This is a genomic window from Lentzea aerocolonigenes (genome assembly GCF_000955955.1).
GTDB classification, from domain to species: domain Bacteria; phylum Actinomycetota; class Actinomycetes; order Mycobacteriales; family Pseudonocardiaceae; genus Lentzea; species Lentzea aerocolonigenes_A.
Window position 1 is genome coordinate 1 of sequence record NZ_JYJG01000412.1, and the last position, 22,189, is coordinate 22,189.

The 22,189-nt window shown below is 68.8% G+C and carries 23 protein-coding genes and 2 pseudogenes; 14 read left to right on the forward strand and 11 right to left on the reverse strand.

Going from position 1 to position 22,189, the window contains the following annotated elements:
* Positions 1–1,035 (reverse strand): annotated as a pseudogene (locus UK23_RS41240) (hypothetical protein); the annotation flags it as partial.
* A 646-nt stretch (positions 1,036–1,681) separates the two neighbouring features.
* Here UK23_RS41240 and UK23_RS41245 point away from each other — a divergent pair.
* Together UK23_RS41245 and UK23_RS41250 are read left to right on the forward strand one after the other, a co-directional pair.
* A complete protein-coding gene (locus tag UK23_RS41245; protein WP_045317251.1) occupies positions 1,682–2,524 on the forward strand; it encodes a geranyl diphosphate 2-C-methyltransferase in 843 nt (280 codons plus the stop codon).
* Positions 2,524–3,578 (forward strand): annotated as a pseudogene (locus UK23_RS41250) (family 2 encapsulin nanocompartment cargo protein terpene cyclase). Before UK23_RS41245 ends, UK23_RS41250 begins: the two are co-directional and overlap by 1 nt.
* A 57-nt stretch (positions 3,579–3,635) precedes the next feature.
* Here the strand turns inward: UK23_RS41250 and UK23_RS41255 are convergent.
* From UK23_RS41255 to UK23_RS41280, 6 genes are all read right to left on the reverse strand, one after another.
* The gene (locus UK23_RS41255; RefSeq protein ID WP_045317252.1) at positions 3,636–4,523 is read right to left on the reverse strand and encodes an alpha/beta hydrolase; all 888 of its coding nucleotides are present in this window, start codon (positions 4,521–4,523) and stop codon (positions 3,636–3,638) included.
* Positions 4,520–5,338, reverse strand: a complete 819-nt coding sequence (locus UK23_RS41260) for a carbohydrate ABC transporter permease (RefSeq protein ID WP_045317253.1) — start codon at positions 5,336–5,338, stop codon at positions 4,520–4,522. The genes UK23_RS41255 and UK23_RS41260 overlap by 4 nt, the downstream gene beginning before the upstream one ends.
* Positions 5,328–6,215, reverse strand: coding sequence for a carbohydrate ABC transporter permease (locus UK23_RS41265; RefSeq protein ID WP_231114909.1), 888 nt, complete (start codon positions 6,213–6,215; stop codon positions 5,328–5,330). The genes UK23_RS41260 and UK23_RS41265 overlap by 11 nt, the downstream gene beginning before the upstream one ends.
* Positions 6,212–7,414 (reverse strand): ABC transporter substrate-binding protein, encoded by a 1,203-nt coding sequence (locus UK23_RS41270; protein ID WP_045317255.1) that lies wholly within the window; start codon positions 7,412–7,414, stop codon positions 6,212–6,214. Before UK23_RS41270 ends, UK23_RS41265 begins: the two co-directional genes overlap by 4 nt.
* 15 nt (positions 7,415–7,429) lie before the next feature.
* Positions 7,430–9,004, reverse strand: a complete 1,575-nt coding sequence (locus UK23_RS41275) for an FAD-dependent oxidoreductase (protein ID WP_231114910.1) — start codon at positions 9,002–9,004, stop codon at positions 7,430–7,432.
* A 63-nt stretch (positions 9,005–9,067) separates the two neighbouring features.
* Positions 9,068–10,063, reverse strand: coding sequence for a LacI family DNA-binding transcriptional regulator (locus tag UK23_RS41280; protein ID WP_045317256.1), 996 nt, complete (start codon positions 10,061–10,063; stop codon positions 9,068–9,070).
* 135 nt (positions 10,064–10,198) lie between these two features.
* On the opposite strand from UK23_RS41280, the gene UK23_RS41285 reads away from it, so the two are divergent.
* From UK23_RS41285 to UK23_RS41290, 3 genes are all read left to right on the forward strand, one after another.
* Positions 10,199–11,977 carry a hypothetical protein gene (locus UK23_RS41285; RefSeq protein ID WP_045317257.1) on the forward strand — a complete coding sequence of 593 codons (1,779 nt, stop codon included), beginning with the start codon at positions 10,199–10,201 and terminating at the stop codon, positions 11,975–11,977.
* Positions 11,978–12,104: 127 nt separating this feature from the next.
* On the forward strand, positions 12,105–12,281 hold the full coding sequence (locus tag UK23_RS53260; protein WP_196778116.1) for a hypothetical protein: 177 nt from the start codon (positions 12,105–12,107) through the stop codon (positions 12,279–12,281).
* Between the two features lie 65 nt (positions 12,282–12,346).
* Complete coding sequence (locus UK23_RS41290; protein WP_082115401.1) at positions 12,347–13,135, forward strand: mechanosensitive ion channel family protein; 789 nt, start codon at positions 12,347–12,349, stop codon at positions 13,133–13,135.
* 4 nt (positions 13,136–13,139) lie between these two features.
* Here the strand turns inward: UK23_RS41290 and UK23_RS41295 are convergent, their stop codons facing one another.
* On the reverse strand, positions 13,140–13,460 hold the full coding sequence (locus UK23_RS41295) for a DUF6401 family natural product biosynthesis protein (protein WP_045317258.1): 321 nt from the start codon (positions 13,458–13,460) through the stop codon (positions 13,140–13,142).
* 113 nt (positions 13,461–13,573) lie between these two features.
* On the opposite strand from UK23_RS41295, the gene UK23_RS41300 reads away from it, so the two are divergent.
* Positions 13,574–13,900 carry a hypothetical protein gene (locus UK23_RS41300; protein ID WP_045317259.1) on the forward strand — a complete coding sequence of 109 codons (327 nt, stop codon included), beginning with the start codon at positions 13,574–13,576 and terminating at the stop codon, positions 13,898–13,900.
* Between the two features lie 56 nt (positions 13,901–13,956).
* Entirely contained in the window at positions 13,957–14,145 is a 189-nt protein-coding gene (locus UK23_RS41305; protein ID WP_045317260.1) for a DUF3072 domain-containing protein, read from the forward strand.
* Positions 14,146–14,224: 79 nt separating this feature from the next.
* On the opposite strand, the gene UK23_RS41310 is transcribed toward UK23_RS41305, so the two are convergent.
* Positions 14,225–14,902 (reverse strand): AfsR/SARP family transcriptional regulator, encoded by a 678-nt coding sequence (locus tag UK23_RS41310; protein WP_045317261.1) that lies wholly within the window; start codon positions 14,900–14,902, stop codon positions 14,225–14,227.
* Between the two features lie 196 nt (positions 14,903–15,098).
* Between UK23_RS41310 and UK23_RS41315 the strand changes: the two genes are divergently transcribed.
* The 5 genes from UK23_RS41315 to UK23_RS41335 are packed head-to-tail and all read left to right on the forward strand — an operon-like array spanning position 15,099 to position 18,581.
* Complete coding sequence (locus UK23_RS41315) at positions 15,099–15,962, forward strand: manganese catalase family protein (protein WP_045317262.1); 864 nt, start codon at positions 15,099–15,101, stop codon at positions 15,960–15,962.
* A gap of 13 nt (positions 15,963–15,975) precedes the next feature.
* Positions 15,976–17,190 carry an Nramp family divalent metal transporter gene (locus tag UK23_RS41320; RefSeq protein ID WP_045317273.1) on the forward strand — a complete coding sequence of 405 codons (1,215 nt, stop codon included), beginning with the start codon at positions 15,976–15,978 and terminating at the stop codon, positions 17,188–17,190.
* Positions 17,187–17,597, forward strand: coding sequence for a DUF2243 domain-containing protein (locus UK23_RS41325; protein WP_045317263.1), 411 nt, complete (start codon positions 17,187–17,189; stop codon positions 17,595–17,597). The genes UK23_RS41320 and UK23_RS41325 overlap by 4 nt, the downstream gene beginning before the upstream one ends.
* 9 nt (positions 17,598–17,606) lie before the next feature.
* Positions 17,607–18,074 carry a general stress protein gene (locus UK23_RS41330; protein WP_045317264.1) on the forward strand — a complete coding sequence of 156 codons (468 nt, stop codon included), beginning with the start codon at positions 17,607–17,609 and terminating at the stop codon, positions 18,072–18,074.
* Entirely contained in the window at positions 18,075–18,581 is a 507-nt protein-coding gene (locus tag UK23_RS41335; protein WP_045317265.1) for an MSMEG_6728 family protein, read from the forward strand.
* On the opposite strand, the gene UK23_RS41340 is transcribed toward UK23_RS41335, so the two are convergent.
* Positions 18,509–19,435 carry a sensor histidine kinase gene (locus tag UK23_RS41340; RefSeq protein ID WP_045317266.1) on the reverse strand — a complete coding sequence of 309 codons (927 nt, stop codon included), beginning with the start codon at positions 19,433–19,435 and terminating at the stop codon, positions 18,509–18,511. The two genes, UK23_RS41335 and UK23_RS41340, sit on opposite strands and share 73 nt — an antisense overlap.
* Complete coding sequence (locus tag UK23_RS41345; RefSeq protein WP_045317267.1) at positions 19,432–20,253, reverse strand: MEDS domain-containing protein; 822 nt, start codon at positions 20,251–20,253, stop codon at positions 19,432–19,434. Before UK23_RS41345 ends, UK23_RS41340 begins: the two co-directional genes overlap by 4 nt.
* 146 nt (positions 20,254–20,399) lie before the next feature.
* Between UK23_RS41345 and UK23_RS41350 the strand changes: the two genes are divergently transcribed.
* Both UK23_RS41350 and UK23_RS41355 read left to right on the forward strand, forming a co-directional pair.
* The gene (locus UK23_RS41350; protein ID WP_045317268.1) at positions 20,400–20,771 is read left to right on the forward strand and encodes an STAS domain-containing protein; all 372 of its coding nucleotides are present in this window, start codon (positions 20,400–20,402) and stop codon (positions 20,769–20,771) included.
* Positions 20,772–20,848: 77 nt separating this feature from the next.
* Positions 20,849–22,030 carry a PP2C family protein-serine/threonine phosphatase gene (locus tag UK23_RS41355; protein ID WP_045317269.1) on the forward strand — a complete coding sequence of 394 codons (1,182 nt, stop codon included), beginning with the start codon at positions 20,849–20,851 and terminating at the stop codon, positions 22,028–22,030.
* The last annotated feature ends 159 nt before the right edge of the window (positions 22,031–22,189 follow it).

Below are 22,189 nucleotides of genomic sequence, written 5' to 3' on the forward strand. Positions count from 1 at the left end.
GGTGACGATCGGGTGTGACCCGGTCATCTCCGCGCGGATGCCCCTCACCCACGAGTTCGCCGCCCACTTGAAGACGATGCCGTGCATCTCGTCGGCGGGAGCCATGTTGCCGTAGTTGTTGACGGCCTCGGCGGGGTTGAGGTTCGGCATCGCCTGCGTGAAGCCGAAGTTCTCGAACCCGACACCGCGGACCGGGTCCACCAGCGGCGACACCTTGGAGTCGTATGTCGCCCCGTCAATCGCCGGTGAACCGTCCGAGGTGGAGTTGACCGGGACGTCGAACTCCAGCGGTTTGTCGAGCGTGACCGTCGTGCCGGAGACCGAGGCGACGGTGAAGATCTGCTGGCGCATGTGCATGTTCAGCAACGGCCACTCGGTGCCGGTCGCTTGCTGCTGCTCGTAGAACTTGACCGAGTTGGCGGCTCGGACGTTCACGAACATGCCCGCCTTGATGGTGCTCGCGGACGCGACCTTGATGGTCTTGTCCCCGGTTTTCGCGGCCGCGGCCACCTTCGCGCCGACCTTCCAGTGCACGTTGACCGTGCCCTCGAAGATGTCCTTGCGGTTGGCCGGCGCGGACTTGTAGTAGCTGGCATAGCTCGAATGCACGCCGCGCGACTGGACCCGGAACAGGCCCCGGCCCGGCCACAGCCAGCCGCCCTTGCCCTGCCCGTAGGTCATCCCGTCCTCGTCCCAGTCCGAGCCGTCGGGCGTGAGTGCGTCGTACCGGGTGTTGACGTCGGGCGTGTAGACGATCTTGGTTGCCGTTGCGCCCGCACCCCTGATGATCAGGTAGTCGGCGTCCACGTGCAGCTCGTGCGACACCTTCAGCTCACCGGCCGGCAGTGTGATGAGGCTGAGCTTCGAATAGCTCGCGCTCGGGGAACACTGCGTCCGGATCGAGTCGATCGCTGCCTGCAGTCCGGCGGTGTCGTCGGCAGCGTCATTCGGGCGGACGTTGAACTGGGAACTGAGTTCGGCAGCTGTGACCTGACAACTCGCGCTCGGGTTGACGTCATTGTTTCCGGGCAGCACGCCATTGCCGCGATACCCCGCCTTCGACCAGTCGTACAGGCCGGAAATAGGGGAACGTCGATTGCCTGACGAGACATCCAGGCCGGTGAGTGCGGGTGCGGCCGTGGATGTCGTCACGGGTACGGCGAGCGAACCGATTAAGAGGAGACTTAGCAGGGGTATGGAGGTCGGCTTCATTGATAACCCTCGTTCAGCAGGGCGGGGCTATTTCTTTGTAGTCGAAGGTTGCATATGTGTCAAACATTCACATTCTTGAATAAAGTAATCCTGACAAGGTTTTCAATAACGGTTTTCTGACTCGCCGGTCAGTTCTCCTGGCAGCTCACGGGTCTGAATCGTGTGAGCCGATTGGGCCGGTCGCGACCCGAGTGGGGGTGAGCGGGCCTCGCGTCCGGAGTACCGGGATTTTTTCCTGTGCGACGTGGAATCTTGCCCCTTCTGTCATCCGGATGGACGCACGGAACCCACAAAAGTGGGGGTACCGGTGAGGTAGCTCGGGTCAGCCCGCCCACTTCAGCGCGCCATTCCGCACACCCATTCGTGTCCGAACCAACCCTGAACGGCGGATCGCCGCTTGGGCCGACAGCTGCAAAGGTCGGTTGCTGTTCGGCAGCGAGCGTTCCAACGAACAGGAGCACGACAGGTCATGGCGAGCCCCACTGTGAAGCCGGTTCTGCGCACCGACTACCAGCGTTCCGTCGCGGACTACTGGAACAAGGAGAAGGACCCGGTCAACATCAAGCTCGGTGAGGTCGACGGCCTCTACCACCACCACTACGGGCTCGGTGCGTACGACCCTGCCGTGCTGGGGATGGGCGACGAGGCGATCATCGCCGAGATGCACAGGCTCGAGACCGCACAGGCCGAGGTGCTGCTGGACGCGTTCGGCGACGTGCCCGCCGGCGGCCACCTGATGGACGGCGGCTCCGGGCGCGGCGGCACGAGCTTCATGGCCAACGCCCGGTTCGGCGCCCGCATCGACGGCGTCAGCATCTCCGAGCAGCAGGTCGCGTTCGCCAACGACCAGGCTGTCGAACGCGGCGTCGCCGACCAGGTCCGGTTCCACTTCAAGAACATGCTCGACACCGGCTTCGAGACCGGCTCGTTCAACGGCATCTGGACCAACGAGACCACGATGTACGTGGACCTCCAGCAGCTGTACGGCGAGTTCGCGCGGCTCATCGCGCCGGGCGGCCGGTACGTCTGCATCACCGGCTGCTACAACGACCTGACGGGTGGCCGTTCGCGTGCGGTCAGCCAGATCGACCAGCACTACATCTGCAACATCCACCCGCGCAGCGAGTACTTCAGGGCGTTGGCGGACAACGGTTTCGTGCCGATCAGCGTCGTCGACCTGACGCCGGAGACCATCCCGTACTGGGAGCTGCGCGCCAAGTCGTCGGTCGCGACCGGTGTCGAGGACCCGTTCCTGACCGCGTACAAGGAAGGCAGCTTCCACTACCTGCTGATCGTGGCGGACCGCATCTGATGAAGGACCTCCTCACCGGGCCGTCCGGGCTGGGCACCTCCGCTGCCCGGCTCGGGCGGCCCGAGGCCGTGGAACTGCCACCGGAACCCGGCTACGCGGAACGGCCGTGGGGCGACGGGACGGCGCCGCCGTTGTACGTGCCGGTGCTCGAACGCGAGGACGAGCTGCTGGCCGCCGCCGTCGACGAGCGGCTGATCGCGTGGGCGGGGGACTGCGGTTTCGAGGAGCCGGAACGGTTCCTGGGCGGCAAGTTCGGCCGTCTCGCGGTGCTGACCCACGTGGACACCTCTGATGTCGAGCAGCTGCTGATCGCCGCGAAGCTCAACGCGGCGTGGTGGGCCGCCGACGACCTCTACGCGGACGACACCGAGATGGGCGCGATCCCGGCCGAGCTGTCGCCGCGGCTGGCGCTGGCGATGGCCGCGATGGACCCGGTGGCGCCCGCCGGCGAGTTCACCGTCGAGCTGGAGGAGCGGCTGGCGGCGGATCCGGTGCTCGTCGGACTGCGGTCCGGCATCGGGCACCTGGCGTCGCGCAGCACACCCACTGTGGTGCAACGGGTCTGCTACTCGACGTTCGCGATGTTCGTGTCCTGGGGTGCCTACGCGGCGTGGCGGCACACCGGCAACTACCCGCCCGCGTGGCAGTACCTCGCGACCCGGCAGCACGACACGTTCTACACGTCGATGACGCTGATCGACGCGGTCGGCGGCTACGAGCTGCCCGCGCCGTTGTACTACGACCCGCGGGTGCGGCAGCTGCTCACGGCCGCGGGCACTGCGTCGGTGATCGTCAACGACCTGGTGTCGGTGGAGAAGGACGCCGCGGACGAGAAACCGGTCTGCAACATGGTGCTGCAGATCGCGGCCGACCGGGAGTGCTCGATCGCCGAGGCCACCGCGCGCACGGTCGAGCTGCACAACCAGCAGAGATGTGTATAACAGACAGGTTGCTGGCGGTGCCGTCGGTCGAGCTGCACCGGTTCCTGAAGGGCACCAAGGCCTGGATGGGCGGCGGTTTCGAATGGCACACCACCCACCCGCGTTACAAGTGAGGTCCCGTACGACGGGGAGGCGAGCGCCCTCGCCACCCCGTCGCCACTGGAAGCCACTCAGGTCACGGACCTGAGCCACTCGATCCGGGTGGCGCGGGCGCGCCTCGAGAGCGCGGCTTCCGGTGCCAGCTGGTCGAACCCGTGGCACCCGCCCGGCCACACGTGCAGCTCGGCATCCCCGCCCGCCTGCCAGATCCGGGACGCGTAGTCGACGGCCTCGTCGCGGAACACGTCCACCGAGCCGACGTCGACGTACGTGCGCGGCAGGCCGGAGAGATCAGCGGCGCGTGCTGGAGCGGCGAACGGCGACACGTCCGGACCGCCTCGGGCGTCACCGAGCAACGCCGTCCACCCGGTGAGGTTGGACGCGCGCACCCAGGTGGTGCCGTCGAGGAACTGGTGGCTGGACGGCGTGGAGCACCTGTCGTCGAGCATCGGGCAGATCAGCAGCTGGCCGCTGACGGGAGGTCCGCCGTAGTCGCGGGCCATCAGCGTCACGGCCGCCGCCAGCCCGCCGCCCGCGGACGTACCGGCGACGACAGGAGAGGTGAAACCGTTGCGCTCCATCCACGTCAGCGTGCGGTAGCAGTCCTGGACAGGCGCCGGGTGCGGGTGTTCGGGCGCCAGCCGGTACTCCGGGGAGATCAGCACGACGCCGAGCTCGGAGACCCATTCGGCCAGCACGTGCAGGTCGGAGCGGCGCGTGCCCGCGACCATCCCGCCGCCGTGCAGGTGCAGCACCGGCGGTCCCTGCACATCGCCGGTGGGGCGCAACACGAGTACGGGCACACCGTCGGCGTCCGCCTCGGTGAACGTGACCGAGCCGTCCCGCGTCAGCTCGGCGTCGGTGACGACCCGGTTGTTCGCCCGTCGCTCGGGAATGCCGGCCGTGGTCAGCGGTGGCCGGGAGAGGTCGACCAGCGCCGCGATCTCCGGATCGATCACCCCTTCACCCCGGTGTGTGCGAGGCCCTCGATGAACTGACGCTGTGCCAGCACGAACACCACCAGGATCGGCACGGCGGTCATCGTCGCGGCGGCGAGCTGGACGTTCCACATAGGACCGCCGTAGATGTCCACGAACTGGGTGAGGGCCTGCGGCAGCGTGAACATGTCCGGTGTGGACAGGTACACGATCGGCTCCAGGTAGAGGTTCCACGAGTGCAGGAACGTGAAGATGGCGACGGCACCCAGTGCGGGCCGGGCCAGCGGCAGGGCCACCCGGTAGAAGATCCCGGCGCGGCCGAGTCCGTCCATCCGCGCCGCTTCCTCCAGTTCGGGCGGCAGGGCGATGAAGAACTGCCGCATGATGAAGATCGCGAGCACGCACGGCGCGCCGAAGATCGGCACGATGATCAGCGGCCAGTGCGTGTTGGTCAGGCCCAGCGACTGGAAGAGCTGGAACAGCGGCACGATCGTCACCTCGCTCGGGATGAGCAGGCCGGTCAGCACCACCACGAACAGCACGTTCTGGCCGGGGAACCGGATGCGCGCGAACGCGTAGCCCGCGAGTGCCGCGACCGCCATCGTGCCGGCCGTGACGATCACCGCGATGTAGAGGCTGTTCCAGTACTGCTGCCCGAACGGCTGCATCTTGAACACGGTCTCGTAGGTCGAGAACGTCCACTGCGACGGCAGCAGCGACTCGGAGAAGATCTCGCTGATCGGCTTCATCGACGAGGTGATCATCCACCACGTCGGGAACACGAACGGCACGCACAGCAGGCACAACAGGCCGTAGAGCCAGACTTTACGACTCATGCAGCACCCACTTCCGGCGCATCCGCCACTGCAGCAGGGTCAGCGCGGCGACGATGACGAACAGCAGCACCGAGAGCGTCGCGCCGTAGCCGAAGTGGTGGAACTGGAACGCCTGCTGGTAGAGGTAGTAGATCAACACGGTGGTCGACGTGCCGGGACCACCTTGGGTGAGCACCGCGATCTGCGCGAACACCTGCAGCGAGCCCACGATCGTGATGATCGACGTGAGCAGGATCGTCGGGCTGATCAACGGGATCGTGATGCGCCGGAACCGGGTCCACGCGCCCGCGCCGTCGATCTTCGCGGCCTCGTACAGCGGTGCCGGAACTCCTTGCAGCGCCGCGAGGAACAGCACCATGTTCAGGCCGACGTTCTTGATCACCTGCACGACGATCACCGCGACCATCGCGGTGGAGTCGCCGCGCAGCCAGTTCGGTCCGTCCACGCCGAAGAAGCCCAGCAGCCCGTTCACGCTGCCCTCCGGCTGGAGCATGAGCTGCCACACGAGCGTCCACGCCACCAGCGACACCAGCACGGGGGAGAAGAACAGCGTGCGGAACACCGTGGTGCCGCGCAGTTTCTGGTTGAGCAGCACCGCGAGCAGCAGAGCCAGCGACAGGTTCAGCACCACCAGGCCGGCGGCGAACCACGCGGTGGCGACCAGCGACTCCCGCAGTTTCTCGTCACTCAAGAGCTGCTGGTAGTTCTCGGCACCGATGAACTCGAACGTACCGCCGAGCACGTTCCACTCGTTGAGGCTGTACCACCCGACCAGCCCCAGCGGGATCAGCACGAACGCGAGGCTGCCGAGCAGAGCAGGCGCGACGAACAGGTACCCGACCAGGTTGTCGCGCCTGCGATACGTCCAGAACGTCACTTGCGCTCCAGCAACGGCTTGATCTTCGTGCACACGCCGTCGAGCACGGCGTTCACGTCGGCATCCGGCTTCCACAACGGGTCCAGCGCCGCGCGGATGGTCTGGTTCAGCTCCTCCTGGCCCTGGTGGCTCGGCTTCACCACACCCTTGCTGATGCCCTCGACCACGACCGACTGCAGCTGCTCCGGCCGGATCAGCGGGTTGCTCTTGGCGAGCGTCTGGGCGTTGAGCAAGGACGACCGCACCGACGGGAAGAACTGCGCGAGCTTCGCGGAGTTGGCCTCGTTGGTGAAGAACCCCAGGAAGTCCGCGGCGGCTTCGGCGTTCTTGGACCGCTTCAGCACGCCGACGCCGGCCTGGCCGATCACGGCGTAGTCACCCTTGGGGCCGCTGGGCAACGGCACGAGCGTCCAGGTGAACTTGGCGTCCTTCAACGCACCCGCGCGCGAGATCTGGCTGATGGCCATCGCCGCGTTGCCCGCGAAGAAGTCCACGGTCGTGCCGGGACCGGGAATCGCCTTGTCGGTGAAGATCGCCTTGTGGATGAACGACATCGCGGCCTTCATCTCGGGGCTGGAGAACCCGCACGACCGGCCGTCGTCGCTCCACGCGTTGGCGTCCCAGCCGCGCCAGATCGACGAGAGCACCGCCCAGTTCTGGTACTTGAAGTCCGGCAGCACCAGGCCCTTGCCGGACGCCGCGGCCGCCGCCATCGCCTGTTCCCAGGTCCACTTCGCCGGCACGTCCTTCACCAGGCTGGTGTTGACGAAGAGCCCGAACGGCGACGTGGAGAACGGGTAGGCGTAGAGCTCGCCGTCCTTCTCCCACAGCTTCGTTCCCGAAGGCGTCAGCTCGTCCCCCTTCTCGATCTTGCCGCGAATCGGGGCGAGTGCGCCGGACGAGACGAAGTCCGGTGCGGACTCCTCCAGGATCCACGCCAGGTCCGGCGCGTTGCCGCCGGCGATCTGCGTGGTCAGCGTGGTGGTGTAGCCGTCGGCGGGGATCGAGTCGAACTTGATCTCGGTGACGTCCGGGTGCGAGGCCTTGTACTCGGACGCGATCTCGTTGAGCAGCTTGAGATGCGTCTCGTTGGCCGTCCACACGGTCATGCGCAGCGACTTCGGGCCGGACGAGGCTGATCCGCTGCACGCGGTCAACGCGAGCAGTCCGGCGAGGATCACGGCTGTGAGGCGTGACATCTTTGTCTCCCTGGGCTAGTAACCGGACACGTCCGGCCAGCGGAGCTCGACGCCGTCGCGGTCCAGCCGGTGCTGGAAGTCCGCGAGCAGGCCGGGGGTGTTGCGCACCGCGCGAGGGGTGACTCGGTGCGCCAGGCAGAAGTCCGCGAGCGCGCCCGCGACCTCGCCGACGTTCCACTCGACCGGGTGCAGCCGGTGGGAACCGTTGGTGATGTGGGTGGTGCCGATGTTCTTGCCCGCGGGCAGGAGGTTCTCGACCCGCTGGGGGATGAGCGCGCCGAGCGGGATCTCGAACGGGCAGCTCGCGACGTCGAGGTAGTTGTCGCCGCCGGTCGACGGGTGCAGGTCGATGCGGTACATGCCGACACCCACGGCATCGGTGTGCTGCACGGCGCCCTTGTCGCCGCGCACGGCGAGTGAGAGGTCCTGCTCGACGATCGTGTACTCGGCCCTGATCCGCCGCGACTCGCGGATGTACGGGGCCTGGGCCAGACCGTCCGCGCTGCCGGTGACGTCACCGCGCAGCCGCAGGCCCGGAAACCCGGCTTCGGTCTGCAGCCAGTACAGCACCGACCGCGAGAGTTCACGTGCCGCCGCGATGTGCGCGTCCGCGTCCGGTACGTCGATCACCGGCGACTCGAAGTAGTCGATCATCGGCCAGTTGACCAGGCAGATGTCGCTCTCGTAGGCGCCCTCGACGAAGTTGCGCCGGGCGGCGATGCGCCGGAACGTCCACAGGTTGCTGTCGCCGGCGCTGAGACGTTGATCCGACACGACGCTGAACGGGTCGTCGTCCGGGTTCGGGGTGAACGTCCGCTCGGCGATGCTGAGCGTGCGGGGGTCGGGGGAGCGGAACGACAGCATCCGGTCGCCCCAGTAGTCAGGCTGGTAGTCACGCCAGAACTCGTACCGCGCGGGCTTGTCGATCGTGTGGTCGCCGTCGACGTGGTCGATCGCGAAGCACACCGACATCGCCTGCATGTTGGCAGGCTGGGCCACTTCGGGCGCACTGGGTTCGCCGGTGTCCAGTGTGGACTCGAAGCCGGTCACGTACTCGGTGCCGGACAACGGCAGCAGCTCGCCCGTCTCGGTCGCGTCCAGGATGTAGGGCGCGGACAGCTCGATCTCCGAGCCGTTGTACGAGACCGTGACCGACGTGATCCTGTCACCGTCCATCCGCGCCGAGACTGGCCGGCACGGTTGCAACACGGTGAGTTTGCCGCTGCCCTGGTACGGTGCCAGCATCTCGTCGATCACCGCCACGGCGACGCGCGGCTCGTGGCAGAGCCTGCTGACCGCGCCCGCACCCGGGTTGAGCTCCCGCCACGCTCGCGCTCGCGGGGTCAGCGGGTAGTGGCGGCGGTAGTAGTCGCGGATGCCTTCGCGCAACGCACGGTAGCTCGCGGTGACGCCGAACCGTTCGACCCAGCTGTGCTCGTCGGGCGGCACGGCCTGGCTGGTCAGCTGCCCGCCGAGCCAGTCGAACTCCTCGGTGAGCACGACCCGGCGGCCCGCCCGCAGGAGTGCGAGAGCGGCGGCGACGCCTCCGAGTCCGCCGCCCACTACGACGACGTCAGTGTTGTGCGGCAACAGCTTCCTCCAGGTCAACCGAGGGGGCGTGCGGGGAGGGTGGGCAGAGCACGAGTTCCTCCATCAGGCCCGCCCGAGCGTCGAGCCCTCGATGAACTCACAGGCCAGCAGTTCTTGCGGTGTGGATCCGCGCTCCAGGACCTCGGTCAGCGCCTGCACCGCCCGCCGTCCCATCTCGCGCCGGGGAATGCGGAAACCGGTGAGCGCCACGTCGTCCGGCGCGGGCCGGGTGGCCGCGCCGAGCATGAGCACGGAGAGATCACCGGGAACCGACAGGCCTCGGTCGCGAGCGGCGAGGACGAGCGCGGCACCGTCGGAGACCTCCTCGGTGAGCACGGCCGTGACGCCTGCGCCGAGCAGCTGGTCAAGCCCGGTGAACGGCACGTGGATGCCGTCGACCCCATGTGCGGCAACGGCTTCACGGAACCCGCGCAGCCGGTCCGCGGACGACTCGGCGCCCTTGCCCGCACCGACGTAAGCGAACCTGCGGTGGCCCAGCGCAACCGCGCGGTCCACCAGGTCGCACACGGCCGCGGGGTAGTCGGCGCCGACGTGCGGCACCGGGCCGCCCGCGTCGTCGCGACGGCCGATCGACACGAACGGGATGCCCTCGGTCAACATTTGGGCGAGGTCTCCCCGGTCGAGGGTGCGACCGAGCAGCACGCACCCGTCGGCGAGCCGGATCCTGCTGTCGTCGCTGAAGATCCGCCGCCTGCCGCCCGCCGCCTTGGCGCTGGTGAACAGCAGCAGGTCGCACCCGGCCTCCTCGGCCTGCTCCTCGATGCCCTCGAGGAACGGCTGGTAGAAGTCGGCGCGGGTGCTCGGGAACACCGCCTCGTAGGTGAACACGCCGAGGATGCGGTTGCGCTGGTCGTGCAGCCTGCGGGCGATCGGGTTCGCGACGTATCCCGTCCGGCGGATCACCTCCAGCACCCGTGTGCGGGTCTCCGGCGCGATGCGGGCACCGCCGTCCTGCCGGTTGTTGAGCACCAGCGACACCGTGGCCTGGCTGACGCCTGCCATCCGCGCGATGTCCTGCTGGGTGAGCCGCTTGGCCATGAGCACCTGCCAATTCGAATTGGCATGGAGTCTGCGCCAGTGGCTCGCGAGTCGTCAAGCCTGTAATAATTCGAATTAGCATCTTGACGGACCTGGTGTGAGCGAGCGAGGGTGCTGCGCCAAGGAGGTAGGCCCGTGAACGCATTCAGCCGTCGCAGCCTGATCACCGGTGCCACCGCGATCGGACTGCTCGCCGCTCTGCCGTCGTCGGCGCTCGCTCTGCCCGCGCCACCACCCGTCACGCCGAACCGGCGCTCGTTCGCACCGGACGAACAGCGGTTCGCGCAGTACCTGATGCTGGTCTCGCCGATGGTCGCCGACATGGACTCCAGCGGGTTCTTCGGCGGCGGCTGGTGGCGCAGCCCGAACGCCTCGTACAACGCCCGCGTCCAGGAGCACGTCTACACACTGGCCTGGTTCGCGACGCAGGCCCGGCCGTGGAACCCGTATCGCGGCAACGCCCAGGTGCTGGCCGCGCTGGACGCCGGGCTCGGCCACTACCTGGGGCTGCAGCACTCGGACGGGTCGTGGCCCGAGTACTCCAGAGATCAGCACTCGCTGGCGGCGACCGGGTTCGCGATGGGGTACCTGAGCAAGACCAATGCGTTGCTTCGCCGAGCCGGTGTGCTGCCACAGCGGCAGGCGCAGATCAGCGCGTCGCTGCGCAAGGCGATGACGTGGTTCCTGGACGGTTCGAACGAGGTCGTCTGGCAGTCGCCGCTTACCTGGGCCAACCAGACCACGTCCGGACTCGCCGGGTCGGCGCTCGCGTTGAGGCAGGACCCGGATCCGGTGCTGCGGCAGCGGTTGACCGAGGCGTTCGCGCGGCTGGCCGTCCGGGGGCAGAGTCCTGCCGGGTTCTTCTACGAGGAGAGCGGCGCGGACACCAACTACAACTTCGAGGTGATGCTGCCGGAGCTCGCGGACGCGTGGCGGCAGTCGGAGGACCCGAACCTCGTTGCCATGGCCCGGAAGTACACCGACTGGCTCGGCTACAACCTGCTGCGCGAGCCGGACGGGTCCGGGTGGTTCTCGAACGTCGCCCCGAACTCGCGGACGTCCTCCAAGTTCTACGCCGACGTCCGGCCCGATCCCGAACGGACGGCGCTCGACAACCAGTTCGTGCCGGTCGTCCCGGATCTGGCGGCGTTCGTGTCCAGCCGGGAGGATCTGGCCGGCGCACGTGCCGCGTGGGCAGCGGACCCGGCGCCGGTGCCGGCGTTGGTCAAGCCGGACACCTCGCCGCGGATCCTGACGCACGCCATCTACGGAGAGCGGTATCCGAGCCGTGCCGAACGGACGGCGGCGATCGCGCGGCTGCCGTACCAGCAGGCGCACTTCACCGAGCGGCGCAGTGATCAAGGGCAGGACTTCCTGTTCGTGCGACGGCCTCGGTTCTATCTCGGCGGCTACTTCGGTGCGCGCCGGGCGACCTCGCTGGCGCGCACCGGGCTGACGTTCCTGTGGCACCCGGTCGCGGGCACACTTGTGCAGTCGTTGAACAACAACAACTACGCGTGCTGGGCGACCGTGTTGCCGGGACAGGTGCCGGACTCGAACGGGCCGCAACAAGCCGAGTTCCTGGGCGGTGAGCCGTACCGGTTCCGGTACCGCACGCCGTCGGGTTCGGTGGTGACCGAGGTGGCCGTCGGCGACCGGATCACGCGATCGGTGCGGGCGACGACGGCGGCTTCTGAACAGATTCCTCTGGTGGTAAGGGATTCCGACACCGTCGCACTCGACTCGCGCGGTCTCACGCTGACCCGCGGCCGGGTGGTGGTGCGGTTCGACTGGGCGCAACAGCTCGATCCTTCGCTGCGTCCGGCGTCGACGGTGACCTATCCGGGCCGCCGCATGTTCATCCTCACCGTGCCGCACAACGGGATCTTCACCCTGACGATCTCGGTCCGTTAGTCCACAGTGGACAGTGGGTTCACCCTGATGGCGCAATGCCGAAGCGCATGTTCTCGCAGCTCGCGGGGTATTCGTTGATCCCCGAAACCCGCTGGCTGAGCCGCTCATACCGTGAGGAGTGGTTGTGATGGCACATGTGCGTCGTCTGGTCGACGTCCACACCGGTGACGAGTTCGATCAACCGGTTCCCTTCGGTCTGGTGTACCCGGTGTGCACAGCGGACGGCGCGGCGCCTCCCAGTCAGCGCGGGCGGACGTGGGAGCACCTCATGGCGAGCGACCGGGAGTTGCGGCCGGTCGTGTGAACGGTGATCCCACCGGGTACTGCCCGGTGGGACGCCCGGTCGGGCGCCCGTGAAGGGAGCTCGACATGGACTTCGGACAAGGGCTGACCGACGCCTGGCGCGCGGTGGCGACGTTCGTGCCCAAGCTGGCGGTCTTCCTGCTGATCCTGCTGATCGGCTGGTTCGTCGCCAAGGCGGTGGCCAAGCTGGTCGACAAGGTGCTCGAGCGGGTCGGGTTCGACCGGCTCGTCGAGCGCGGCGGCATCAGGCAGATGCTCTCGCGCAGCAAGTACGACGCTTCTGATCTGCTCGCGAAACTCGTCTTCTACGCGTTGCTGCTGATCACGTTGCAGATCGCGTTCGGCGTGTGGGGCCCGAACCCCGTCTCGGACCTGTTGACCGCCATCGTGGCGTGGCTGCCCAAGGCCGCGGTCGCGATCATCATCGTCGTGGTGGCCGCGGCGATCGCCCGTGCTGTCAAGGACTTCATCGGCAGCGCGCTCGGCGGTCTGTCCTACGGCAACGTGCTCGCGAACATCGCGTCGGTGTTCATCTGGGCGTTGGGCATCATCGCCGCGTTGAACCAGATCGGTGTCGCCACCACGGTGACCACGCCGGTGCTGATCGCGGTGCTCGCGACGGTCGGCGGGATTCTCGTCGTCGGCGTGGGCGGTGGCCTCATCGGGCCGATGCAGCAGCGGTGGGAAGGCTGGCTCGGACGAGCGGAGCGCGAGCTGCCGCAGGCCCAGGCTCAGGCCGAGGCGTACCAGCGCGGTCGCGAGGACGCGGTGCGGGCCCGTGCGGAGGCGGAGACGGTCGCGCGCGAGACGGCGGCCAACGACCCGGTTCTCGACACGAGGCCGGACGTTCGCTGAGTGGCTATGCCAGCTCGTTCGACAGCGGCCTCGTGCCGTGTGTGTGAGCGAGCTGGCACACCGCCATCAACCGGATGCCGAGCCACGACGTGGGTGTCCACTCAGGCTCGACCTCCAACAGCCCGCGCGCGTACGAGGCGAGCAGCACGACCGCGGCCATCGTGCCCGCACCCTCCACACCGAACAGCAGGATGTCGCGCACCGCGGCGGCGTGCTGGTCGACCTCGGCCAGCAGTGCCGGCGTGACGGCGAGTGCCGCCCACCCGGCCCCGATGCGGCCGGACAGCTCGGAGATCCACTGTCGCGCCTTGTTCTCACCACGCATCCGGCCACGGTAACGAAACCCGGTGAAGCCCTGGTTTGAGGGCGCTGGGCGGGGGTACTCGCCCGCCGTACGTCAAGCAGTCGGCGCGGCGGATTCGGCTGTGGAGGCGAGCGATGACCCTGAACGACATCTCACTGCAGCAGCAGCGCGTGACCGCGTTGGAGAAGCTGGACAACGCCGTGTGCACAGCGCTCACGAACATCGAGCTCGACGAGGCCCGCAAGTATCTGAGCGAGGCTCTGGCCGACTGCGCCGCGACCGACACCACCGTGCCCGCACAGGTCCTGGCCTGCGTCGAGGCCGCGGACGAGCACCTCGGCTACAGCGAGCGGATGGAAGCGCGGACCCTGCTGACCGTCGCCCACCGCATGCTGGCCCGCGTGCCCCGGCCGGTCCTGCCGCGTCCCTCCACGCCCGGCGACGTGATCCTGCGCGGGTGATTGATCCACGGACGTCCCGGGTATTCGAACGCGTGTTCGGATGAAAGGGGACGACCGTGAACCGCACACCGGAGAAGGACCCGCGCGACTGGACGACCGGTGACGAGCCGATGACCGGGCCGCAGGAGTCCTACCTGCACACGCTCGCCCAGGAAGCGGGCGAGGAGGTGCCGGACGAGCTGACCAAGGTCGAGGCCTCGCAGCTCATCGACCGGCTCCAGGAGAAGACCGGACGCGGCAGCTGACCACCCGGACCTCAGCTCGCCATGAACGGCGCTTTTGCGGACCTGACGTACGCGAAAGCGCCGTTCATGGCACACGGCCTCAGCGGAGCAGAGGCCGCACGAGTTCGTGGATGTGCCGGGACGGTTCCATGCCCAGCTCGGCTCGTAGCTGGGTGCGGTAGGTCTGGTACTGGCGCACGGCCTGCGCGGGGTTGCCGTCGGCCAGATGCAGCTCCACGAGCGTGCGGTGCGCACTCTCTCGCAACGGGTCTGCGTGCACCGCGGCGAGCGCGGCCTGATGCGCGTGGTGATGATCTCCGCACGACCGGAACCTGTCGCTGAGCGCCTCCAGTGCGCGCAGCCGGGCCTGCCGCCACCAGTCGCGCTCGGCCTGCACCCACGGCTGCCACCAGCCGGGCAGCAGGTCCGCCTTGAGCATCCCGACGGCCTCCGGACTGGCACCGGGTGCCGCGGCGAACGCGCACGCACGGCGGAAGTCGACCTCGACGTGCGGGCCGAGCGTGAGCGTGTCCTCGTTGACCACGACCAGCGGCGTCGACGGCTTGACCAGCCGCCACAACGACGAACGCAGGCACGCGCCGGCCCGCCGGGTGGTGGTGTCCGGCCAGAGCAGCGTGGCGGCGACCTGGCGCGGCACGGGCGAGTCCCGCAGCGCCAGCAGCGCGAGCAGCCTGCGTGCGCCGGGCACGACGTGGACGTCCGTGTAGTCGCAGTCCAACCGGAAGCCGCCGAGCAGCTGGATGTGCAACCGCGTCATGAGAGTCACCTGCCGAACCGCCTGGGAGACCAAGGATTCGCCGGGTGCCCGGTTGTTGCGGGCTCACACACTCGCGCACGAAATTGCTCCGTCCTGACCAGCGGCGGTGACGCGGTCGTGTCGCGGGCGTGGCCCGGCTGAGCCGCGCGGGTCACGGGCGCTGCCTAGCTTTCCCGGCAGACCCAAGGGAGGCGAGATGTTCCTGCACACCAGCAGGTTGCAGTTCGAGGCCAAGCCCGACCGGCCGGACGCGCACTACGCGCGCAAGCTCCAGGAGCTGATCGGCGGCGCGTACGGCGAGATGACCGTGACCATGCAGTACCTGTTCCAGGGCTGGAACTGCCGGATGGAGGGCAAGTACAAGGACCTGATCATGGACGTGGCGACCGAGGAGATCGGCCACGTCGAGATGCTCGCGACGATGGTCGCGCGGCTGCTGGAGGGCGCGCCGTCCGAGGTGACCGCCCAGGCAGTGGCCGACGACCCCGTCATCGCGGCGGTGATCGGCGGCATGGATCCGCAGCAGGCGATCGTGAGCGGCGGCGGGCCGACGCTGTCCGACAGCAACGGCGTGCCGTGGAACGGCCGGTTCATCGTGGCGAGCGGCAACCTCATGGCCGACTTCCGCGCGAACGTCGCGGCCGAGGCGCAAGGCCGGTTGCAGACCGCACGGCTCTACAACATGACCGACGACACCGGCGTGCGGGACATGCTGAAGTTCAACCTCGCGCGCGACACGGCGCACCAGAACATGTGGCTCGCCGCGATCGAGGAGCTGCAGGAGGACGGCCTCGAAGGCCCGATCTCACCGAGCGCGCTGTTCGACGAGGAGTACGCCGAGCACGCGAGCACGATCTGGCACAACTCCGACGGTCCCGCGGGCGCCGAGGGCGGCTGGGCGTCGGGCACCGCACCGGACGGCGTGCACGACTTCGAGTACGTGATGAAGCCCGAACCGCTGGGCGGCAAGGGAACGGCGCCGACGCCGGACCCGTTGCTGTACGCCACCAGCCCGGCGAACCTCGGGCTGATCGAGAAGGCGATCCGCAAGCTCACGTGAGGATGGTGTGCTGATGGCCGGCATCACGGTGCCAGCTCGCGTCCGGTCGGCCGCCGTCGTCATGGGGCCCGCGTTCGTCGTCGCGGTCGCCTACGTCGATCCGGGCAACTTCGCGACGAACATGGCGGGCGGCGCGGCGCACGGATACCTGTTGTTGTGGGTGATCGTCAGTGCGAGCCTGCTGGCGATGTTCGTCCAGTACCAGTCGGCGAAGCTGGGCATCGTGACCGGCCGCAACCTCGCGGAACTGTGCCGCGAGCACTACTCGCGGCCGGTGGCCGGCCTCTTGTGGGTGCAGGCGGAGCTGGTGGCCGTGGCCACCGACCTCGCCGAGTTCGTGGGGGCGGCGGTGGCGCTGAACCTGTTGTTCGGCGTGCCGCTGCTGCCCGCGGCCGGCATCACCGCGGTGGTGTCGTTCGGAATCCTCGCGCTGGCACCGTTGCGACGGCGCCGGTTCGAGTCGGTGATCATCGGCCTGCTCGCGATCGTGCTCGGCGGATTCCTCTACCAGACCCTGAACCTCGGCCCGCTGACCGGAGCGGCGGCCGGGCTGATCCCGGGGTTCGAGGGCGTGGACAGCGTGCTGCTCGCGACCGGCATGCTCGGCGCCACCGTGATGCCGCACGTGATCTACCTGCACTCGGCGTTGACCCAGAAGCACCACCGGCCGGGGGATGTCAGGGGCGTGTTGCGGGCCAGCCGCACCGACATCGTCGTCGCACTGGGCATCGCGGCGATGGTGAACGTGAGCATGCTCGTGGTGGCGGCCGGTGCGTTCCACCAGGCCGGTGCGCCGCGGGAGTCGTTGGAGGACATGCATTCCGGGCTCGGGCAGCTGCTAGGGCCGGGTGCGGCACTGGCGTTCGCGCTGGCACTGCTGGCGTCCGGGCTCGCCGCGTCCAGCGTCGGCACCTACTCCGGCCAGGTCGTGATGGAAGGGTTGCTGCGCCGCCGGATTCCGTTGTGGCTGCGCAGGTTCGTGACGATGGCGCCCGCGCTCGCGGTGCTGGCGTTCGGCGTGGACCCGACGAAAGCGCTGGTGCTGAGCCAGGTCGTGCTGTCGTTCGGCATCCCGTTCGCGTTGGTGCCGATGGTGTTGCTGGCCCGGCGCAGGGACGTGATGGGCGCGTCGGCGAACCGGCGCGGGGTGACCGCGGCGGGTGCGGGGGCGGCTCTGGTGATCTCCGCGCTGAACATCTTCCTGCTCGTGCGGACGGTGACCGGATGATCGCGGCGGTCGTGCTGGGCGTGGGAATCGGCGGTTTCCTGGACGGGATCGTCATCCACCAGCTGCTCGGATGGCACCACATGCTGTCCGGCTGGTACCCGAGCTCCGACGTGCACCTGATGATGATCGGTGACGGGCTGTTCCACCTGCTGTGCCTGGTCATCGTGCTGGTCGGGGTGGCGTTGCTGAACCGGCGCGCACCGCTGCCGGAACGGGTGCTGCTGGGCGGGATCCTCGCCGGGTGGGGCGTGTTCAACCTGGTCGAAGGGGTCGTCGACCACCAGGTCCTCGGCATCCACCACGTGCGCCCAGGACCTGATCAACTGGTCTACGACCTGGGCTTTCTCGCGTCGGGTGTGGTGCTTCTCGCGATCGGCGCGCTGTTTGCCCGCCGTGCTCGCGGGTAGCCGTCCGGTGTGGAAATCGAACAGAGGGTGACCGAGTCGAGCCTGCTGGCGAGCTTCTCCGACTACGCCGACGCCCAGCGGCTCGTCGACCGGATGTCGGACGACGGCTTCCCGGTGGAGAGCGTGCGGATCGTCGGCGAGGGCGTCCGGACCGTCGAGCAGGTCACCGGGCGCATGACACGAGGCCGGGCGGCGGCGTCCGGTGCGGCGGGCGGTGCGTGGTTCGGTGTGCTGATCGGGCTGCTGTTCGGGCTGTTCACCGCAGGTGCGGGATGGTTGTACCTGCTGTTGATCAGCCTGCTGATCGGTGCGTTCTGGGGCGCTGTCTTCGGGTTCGTCGCGCACTGGAGCACGCGCGGGCACCGGGACTTCTCCAGTGTCATGACGCTGCAGGCGGTCATGACGCTGCAGGCGCAGCGGTACGAGGTCCACGTCGACCAGGCGCAGGCCGCCCAGGCGGCGCGCTACGTGCTGTAGATGCAGACCTTCCTGCCCTACCCGGACTTCGCCGCCACGGCCCGCGTGCTGGACCGTCGCAGGCTCGGCAAGCAACGCGTCGAGACCTTGCAGGTGCAGCGCGCTCTCGTGGTGCCCGGCCACGGCTGGCGGCACCATCCGGCGGTGAAGATGTGGGCCGGGTACGAGGAAGCGCTCGTGCGGTACGGGCTGGAGATCTGCGCGGTGTGGCGGGCCGCCGGCTTCCTCGACACGTGCGAGGCGACCATGCGGTCGGATCTGGCGCGGGCCAGGGACATCACGGTGGTGCGCGGCCAGGCCGAACTGGCGGTGGCCGGCGACCTGCCGAGCTGGCTGGGCGACGAGGAGCTGCACCGCAGTCACCAGTCGGCGTTGGTGCGCAAGGATCCCGAGCACTACCGGCGGTACTTCCCGGACGTGCCGGACGATCTTCCTTACGTGTGGCCGGAACCGCCGACGCTGACCCGGACCGTGAACCCGTCCTCGTCGCGCCCCATGGACACGTAGTCGCACGTGCGGTGCAGGATCCACAGCCCGAGCCCTGCCGACCGGGTGGCCGTGGTCGGCATCAGGCCGGCCATCGGATCCGACGGGCCCGGTCCGTCGTCGGTCGCCGTCACGACCACGCGCGAATCGTCCGCCCACAGCCGGAAACGCACCGGTGCGACGCCGTGGCTCAGGCCGTTCGTGACGATCTCGCTGGCCGCGTACACGATGTCGTGCGCGTTGTCCTCGGTGAGCTCGGTGCCCGTGATCGCCGCGCTGACCGCCTCCCGCACGGCCGCGGGCGTCGGGTCGACCAGCGAGACCCGCGGCGAGCCCTGTTCGAGCACGTCGGCAACGGGGTTGCTGAGCGGTGAACCGTTGCCGAAGCCGGGATTCGGCAGATGTTCGCCGGACGCCGCGGCGACGTAGGGGTGGGTGCGGGCGACGTCGGCGAGGACCTCGGGCGGGGTGGTCCTGGTGTCGTACGGGCACAGGCCCCACAACGGGAACTCGGCGAAGGCCTGGTTCACCGCGTTCTCGTAGCGGCCCCACCAGTCCCACGGCACGCCGTAGCCGGGGTGCGGCACGTCGCCGACCGTGCGGATCTGGGTCGCGCCCTGCCGGGAGTGCTTGCCGAAGATGTCGCGATAGCTGGCGATCGCGTCGGCAGGGCGGGAGTACTGGTCGGCGCCCGGCAGGTAGGTGACGGCGTCTTCGCGGCCCAGCGCGTCCCTCAGCAGAGCCGTGTTCTTCTGCGCGCACGCGATCATCGTCGGCTGACCGTCGCGCAGGCCACCCTCCACGAACGGCACCGCGATCGCCAGGAAGTCGTCGTCGGAGCCGTAGAAGGCGGTCTCGTGGTAAAAGCCCGTCATCGCACGCAGTCCACGTCGTCCAGCCCGAGTATCGCGATCAGGCGTGGCAGCGCCGACTTCTCGGACCGCAGCACGAGCGTCGCCTCGTTCGCGCGCGCATACCCGTGCAGCGCGAGCAAACCGTGGTGGTCGATGAATCTCAGTCCGGTGGTGTCGACGCGCAGCTCGCCGTCATCGGGTTCGGTGCTCTCGAGCGCGAGCGACAACAGGTCGTGGCTCACCCAGTCGACCTCGCCGTCGAGCGCGATGCCGTCCGTCGTGGCGTGCAGGCGGAACGGTGCCGACGCGGTGTTGTTGACCGGGTGCAGCGTGCTGAGCCGGGTGACCGCCGGCTCCGGCAGCTCGGAGCGGTCGTAGGCGCACATGGCGGAGAACGGTTCCGCGGTCATGTACCTGTCGATCAGGTGCTCGTAGCGGCAGAACGCGTCGAGCGAGTCCGGCGTGCGCACCAGCGCCGTCGCGTCCGCGGCCACCCGCAGCCCGGCGAAACCGTCCTCGATCGCGGCCCGCGTCGCCGTGGCGTACGCGTCGACCTGCTCCTCCGGCGTCACCGTGGCGCTGGTGCCGTAGCGCGACTCCAGCGAGATCACCTCGGCCCGCCCGTCCCGCAACGCCTCCGCGAGCACGGGCTGCGCCACCAGATCTGCTTCCAGGTCGTCACCCTGAGCGACGTAACACGCGCGCTGCCCCTGCTCGAGGCCGTCGACGAGGAACTCCGCCGCCCGCGCGCGGAACTCGGCGAAGTCGTCGAAGGGCCAGCAGAGGTGGTCGTTCGGGTGCAACCCGACGACCACGTCGGTGACACCTGACGTCCGCATGGCGACCGATCCTACGCTCACGGTTCGTCGTCCATCCGGGGGAACCTGGTGGCCGATCCGCAGCCGGACCTGGACTGCGCTACGGTCTGACGGGGTTGAGCAGGCAGCCCGTGTGACGGTCGAGCCGTCCAGCGAGAGGTTGCCGCATGCGCACCGATGACGATGTCCCCTTCCGCACCACCACTGAGACCGTGGGCGACGCCGTCGTCGTGCGCCTTGCCGGTGAACTGGACCAGGTGACGGCCGGCGAGCTGTCCGGCTGCCTGGACGGGGCGGTGAGCTCGGTCGACCCACCGGCTCCCGTGGTGGTGGACCTGACGGAGGTGGACTTCCTCGGCGCCTTCGGGATCAGGCTGCTGCTCGATCACCAGGACCTGTGCCTGCGCAAGGGAAGCGCGCTGATGGTCGTCGCCAGCTCGCCTGCCGTGCTGCGACCGCTGCAGGTGCTGGAGCTGACGGGCATACTGGGCGTGCGGCCGACGGTCGTGGACGCGCTCGCGGTGGCCGACCCGGCGTGATCCGTCCACAAAGGATCTCGTAGAGGATCTCCCAGAGGATCTGAGGAGGAACGCCGACGGACGACTCCGCGTACGCGATGCTCGCGAACCTGCTCGAGGACAGCCACCTCGCCACCCTGGAGCGGTTGCCGGAGCTGGTCGGGCAGCGTGCGGCCGCGGTCGGGCTGTCGGAGGTCCTGATCCTGCTCGCGGACCTGCGCGAGGAGACGCTGGTGGCGGTGCACCCGGCCGAGACGCGCAGGTTCCCCGTGGACGCGAGTCTCGCGGGCCGGGCGTTCCGCGACCACACGCTGGTCGCGACCGCGCGCAACGGGACGCAGCACTTCTGGATCCCGTTGCTGGACGGCACGGAACGCATCGGGGTCCTGGGAGTCGCCGCGCCGGACCGTTCGGAGTCCACAGTGGACCACGTGCGGGCGCTGTCCTCGCTGGTGGCGTTGATGCTGGTGAGCAAACGCCCGCACAGCGACACCTACCAGCGGCTCGTGCGCAGCAAGCCGATGGCCGTGGCCGCGGAGGTGGTGTGGCCGCTGATGCCGCCGCTGACCTTCGCCACGGACAACCTGGTGCTCACCGCCGTGCTGGAGCCGGCCTACGAGATAGGCGGCGACGCGATCGACTACGCGATCGAAGGCCACGTCGTGCACATGTCGATCTTCGACGCGATGGGCCACGACCAGTCCGCCGGGCTGACGGTCGCCCTGGCGACGGGCACGTGCCGCAGCAACCGGCGCCGCGGTGCGAACCTCGTCGACACCAGCGTCGCGGTGGACGAGGTGATCGGCGAGCAGTTCGGCGGGCGGAGGTTCGCCACGGGCGTGCTCGCCGAGCTCGACTTCCACACGGGTGTGCTGAGCTGGGTGAACCGCGGGCACCCGCCGCCGCTGGTGATCCGTCAGGGCCGCTGGCTGCGGCAGCTCCGGTGCCGTCCCGCGCCGCCGATGGGGTTCCAGCTGCCAGGAGCGCCCGTGCTGTGCCACGAACACCTGGAACCCGGCGACCGGCTGCTCTTCTACACCGACGGCATCGTCGAGGCCCGCGACGTCCACGGCCGCCAGTTCGGGCTGCGCCGGTTCGCGGACTTCGTGATCCGGCGCGAGGCCGACGGCTGTCTCGCACCCGAGACGTTGCGGCGTCTGATGCGCACGGTGCTCGACCACCAGAACGGGCGGCTGCAGGACGACGCGAGCGCGCTTCTCGTGGAGTGGCAGCACGACCGCGAGAAGTCGCTCCTGGTGGACACGCCTAACCGTGTCTGATCCAGCGCAGCACCACCCAGATCACCACGATCCCGGCCACGACGCCGAGCCCGGACCGCGCCACGGTCGCGCGCTCGGCGTTCTCCTGCCTGCGGAGCGCCTTTTCCTTGTTCATCTGGCGATCTCCTAGTAGTACTTCGTCAGGTCGCGCTGACCTGG